Source organism: Deinococcus alpinitundrae, from assembly GCF_009982895.1.
Classification (GTDB): domain Bacteria; phylum Deinococcota; class Deinococci; order Deinococcales; family Deinococcaceae; genus Deinococcus; species Deinococcus alpinitundrae.
In genome coordinates this window covers 1-251 of the sequence record NZ_WXZL01000388.1, presented here as the reverse complement: position 1 = coordinate 251, position 251 = coordinate 1, and the positions used below count along the sequence as shown (strand labels likewise).

Genomic DNA, 251 nt, shown 5'->3' with positions numbered 1-251 from the left:
AAGCCCCTAACAACCAAAGGTTGTAAGGGGCTTTAAATGTCAGATAGTATTTTTTAAATTGATTTTAAATATTCTTGACCTTTTGCTTTGTCATATACGTTTTCCCATTTAGCTATAACGATTGTTGATAATGCGTTACCAATAACGTTTACACATGTACGTACCATATCTAAGATACGGTCAACACCAATAATTAATGCTAAACCTTGTGCCGGTAAGCCCATGGCACCTAATGTTGTTAATAAAACAAC

1 protein-coding gene is annotated in these 251 nt (G+C 34.3%); it reads right to left on the bottom strand.

The genetic code is table 11. The features are described 5' to 3' along the window. Positions 1-53 precede the first annotated feature (53 nt). Positions 54-251, bottom strand: a 198-nt coding sequence (locus GUI70_RS26040; protein ID WP_161884613.1) for a cation:dicarboxylate symporter family transporter, incomplete at its 5' end; no start/stop codon positions are given.